Here is a 3,393-nt window from a genome sequence, read left to right on the forward strand (position 1 = left end):
AGGAAGCAGGTATACAACGGGAATTTCGGCATCAGTTCGGCGATAAAGGCCTTGTTACCGACCCCGGTCAGGTAATCGGCCTGGCTGAACTCCATCTTGAAGAAGTGCCGGCCCAGGCTTTCCCAGAACGGCGAGCGCCCGGCTTCGTCGGACATGCCGCGCATTTCGGCGATGATCTTGTTGCCGAACAATTGCGGGAATTCCGCGATAAACAGCATCCGCGCCTTGGCCAGCATGCGGCCGTTGAGGCCAGTGCGGTAATCGGCATGCAGGAACAACGAGCACAGCTCGGAGTTGCCGGTCAGGTCGTTGGCCAGGAACAGCGTCGGGATCTCGCGGTAGATCTTCAGCTCCTGAGAGGCGCTGACAGTCAGGCCGACCCGGAAGTTATACCAAGGCTCACGCAGGCCAACCGCACCGGCAATCGCCGAAATGCCCACCACCCGGCCGTCGTCGTCTTCAAGCACGAACAAGTAGTCCGCGTCACCGCGCTCGGCTTCGCCGCGAAAAGTCTTTTCCGCCCAGCCAACCCGATGCGCCAGGCGCTCTTCGTTGGCCGGCAAGGTAGTCAGGCCGGTGCCGGTGCTGCGGGCCAGGTCGATCAGAGCGGGTAAATCGCTGCTGCGTACGGGACGAACGATCATGCTATCTCCTCAAACAGGCGGCGCTGACGCCACCCGCGAAACTCGCTGTAAGGCTTTAAACCGCAACCAGGCGCACGCTGGCACCTTCGCCGACGCCCAGGGCTTCTGCCGCTTCAAGATCCAGGGTCACCGGTTTACCCGGCGCGTAGTCCAGATCGAGCAATACCGCGCGGTAATCCTGCAACTGCGCATTGGCCACCAGGTATTGACGACCGGCGCCTTTGACCGGCTCGCCGATTTTCACTGGCACCACACGGCTCTGGGCGATCGAACGGATCCCTGACACGCGGGCATGCAGGGTCGGGCCACCGTCGAAGATGTCGATGTAGTGATCGGTCTCGAAACCTTCGCGCATCAGGATGTCGAAGGTGATCTGCGCCCGTGGATGCACTTGGCCCATCGCCTCTTGGGCGGAATCGGGCAACAGCGGCACGTAGATCGGGTAGTGCGGCATCAGTTCGGCGAGGAAGGTCCGGCTTTTAAGCCCGCACAGACGCTCGGCGGCGGCGTAGTTCAGGTCGAAGAAGTTACGGCCAATGGCGTCCCAGAACGGCGAATCGCCATTCTCGTCGCTGTAACCGACGATCTCGGTCACCACCGAATCGGCAAAGCGCTCCGGGTGGCTGGCAACGAACAGCAGACGCCCCCGGGAGTTGAGTTCCGACCACGGCGAACCCACCAGCTCCGGGACCACGTAGAAGCTGGTCAACAGGCTGTTGCCCGTCAGGTCATGGCATTGGGAGAGCACGTGGATCTTGTTATGAATCTTCAGCTCACGGGAGGCGTGAACGAAGGTTTCATTACGGAAGCTGTAGAACGGCTCGGAGTAACCGGCCGAGGCCACGATCGCCGAACAGCCGACCAGTTTCCCGGTGCTGGTGTCTTCGAGCACGAAAAAGTAGCTTTCTTCGCCGTTAAAGCTGACTTCGGCGGCGAACGAGGCTTCGGACGCCGCGATCTTGTCGCTCAGGCGTTCGACATCATCCGGCAAGGAAGTGACACCAATCGGGCTGTCCGCAGCCAGACGCTGTACCTCGCCCAGATCAGCCATTTGCGCGGGGCGCATCACCAGCATGGTGTCACTCCTTTCTCTCGAAAAAACTCACAGAAGAAAATATCCCGGGCCGCTCCCTTGAGGAGACTGTGGGAGCGAGCTTGTGTGGCGAGGGGGCTTGCCCCCTCGCCACACAAGCTCGCTCCCACATTGATCCGGCCCGAAACAAAAATTGGGTTCGACGCCTGGAGGTCAGGCGTCGAAATAACTATCAGGCTTGAGTCAGTTTCGCCGCGGCGCGCTCGAAACGCTCCAGGCCCTGCTCGATATCGGCGTCTTCAACCACCAGGCTTGGCGCGAAACGAATCACGTCCGGGCCGGCCTGCAGGATCATCAGGCCTTCGCTTTCAGCGGCGTTGAAAATGTCTTTGGCCTTGCCTTTCCAGGCATCGCTGAGGACGCAGCCGAGCAACAGGCCCAGACCGCGAACTTGAGTGAACAGGCCGTATTTGGCGCCGATCTGCTCCAGGCGGGTCTTGAACTTGTCGTGCCTGGCTTTAACGCCATTCAACACTTCTGGAGTGTTGACCACGTCCATCACCGCGCCAGCCACGGCGCAAGCCAATGGGTTGCCGCCGTAAGTGGTGCCGTGAGTACCGACTACCAGGTGCTTGGCCAACGCTTCAGTGGTCAGCATCGCCGCGATCGGGAAACCGCCGCCCAGGCTCTTGGCGCTGGTGAGGATGTCCGGGGTCACGCCGTAATGCATGTAGGCAAACAGCTCGCCACTGCGGCCCATGCCGGTTTGTACTTCATCGAACACCAGCAGCGCGTTGTGCTCATTGCACAGCTCGCGGGCGCCTTGCAGGTAAGCCAGCTCCGCCGGCATCACCCCGCCCTCGCCCTGGACCGGTTCCAGCACCACGGCGCAGGTTTTGTCGGAGATGGCAGCTTTCAGCGCGGCCAGATCGTTGAACGGTACGTGAGTGATGCCAACGATCTTCGGGCCGAAGCCGTCGGAGTACTTCGACTGACCGCCGACGTTCACGGTAAACAGCGTACGACCGTGGAAGCTGTTCAGCGCGGCGATGATTTCGTACTTTTCAGGACCGAAACGATCGTGAGCCACACGACGGGCCAGCTTGAAGGCGGCCTCGTTGGCTTCAGCGCCGGAGTTGCAGAGGAATACCCGCTCGGCAAAGGTGGCGTCGATCAGCTTATGGGCCAGGCGCAAGGCCGGCTCATTGGTGAATACGTTGGAGACGTGCCACAGCTTGTTCGCTTGTTCGGTCAAGGCACCGACCAGCGCCGGGTGCGCATGGCCCAATACGTTAACTGCGATCCCGCCGCCGAAATCGATCAGCTCACGACCCGACTGATCCCAGACTCGGGAGCCGGCGCCGCGCACAGGAATGAAAGCAGCAGGCGCATAGTTGGGAACCATTACCTGGTCGAAATCGGCGCGTTGCACCGGAGCTAGCTCAACGGACATCGGAGTCTCCTGAAGAGGAACGCTTGCCTGAAACTGGCAAGCGATGGGGGGATTGTAAGGACAGTTTTCAGCTTGGCCTTGCCGCCAAGCGACAACTTCTTATAGCGTCAAACCGGCTTTTACCGGGGTTTACGGCAATGCGACAAATAGCGTCGCAAAGGCGCAGTTTAAACTGCCGACGGGGATTTGCGGCTGGGTTGGGGGAATTTGATTTGCACAGGTTTAGAGGTGTGGTGTCTGTGATGGCCTCATCGCGAGCAAGC

Annotated in this window: 3 protein-coding genes; all 3 read right to left on the reverse strand. The window is 60.5% G+C overall.

Annotated elements, in window-relative coordinates:
• On the reverse strand, positions 1–644 hold a 644-nt coding region (locus F8N85_RS33475; protein ID WP_191636317.1), incomplete at its 3' end, for an arginine N-succinyltransferase.
• 55 nt (positions 645–699) lie between these two features.
• Positions 700–1,719 (reverse strand): arginine/ornithine succinyltransferase subunit alpha, encoded by a 1,020-nt coding sequence (gene aruF, locus F8N85_RS33480; protein WP_150806682.1) that lies wholly within the window; start codon positions 1,717–1,719, stop codon positions 700–702.
• 190 nt (positions 1,720–1,909) lie between these two features.
• Positions 1,910–3,130, reverse strand: coding sequence for an aspartate aminotransferase family protein (locus F8N85_RS33485; protein WP_150806854.1), 1,221 nt, complete (start codon positions 3,128–3,130; stop codon positions 1,910–1,912).
• Positions 3,131–3,393 lie beyond the last annotated feature (263 nt).

The sequence above is a fragment of the Pseudomonas fluorescens genome (genome assembly GCF_902497875.1).
GTDB classification, from domain to species: Bacteria; Pseudomonadota; Gammaproteobacteria; order Pseudomonadales; family Pseudomonadaceae; genus Aquipseudomonas; species Aquipseudomonas fluorescens_BR.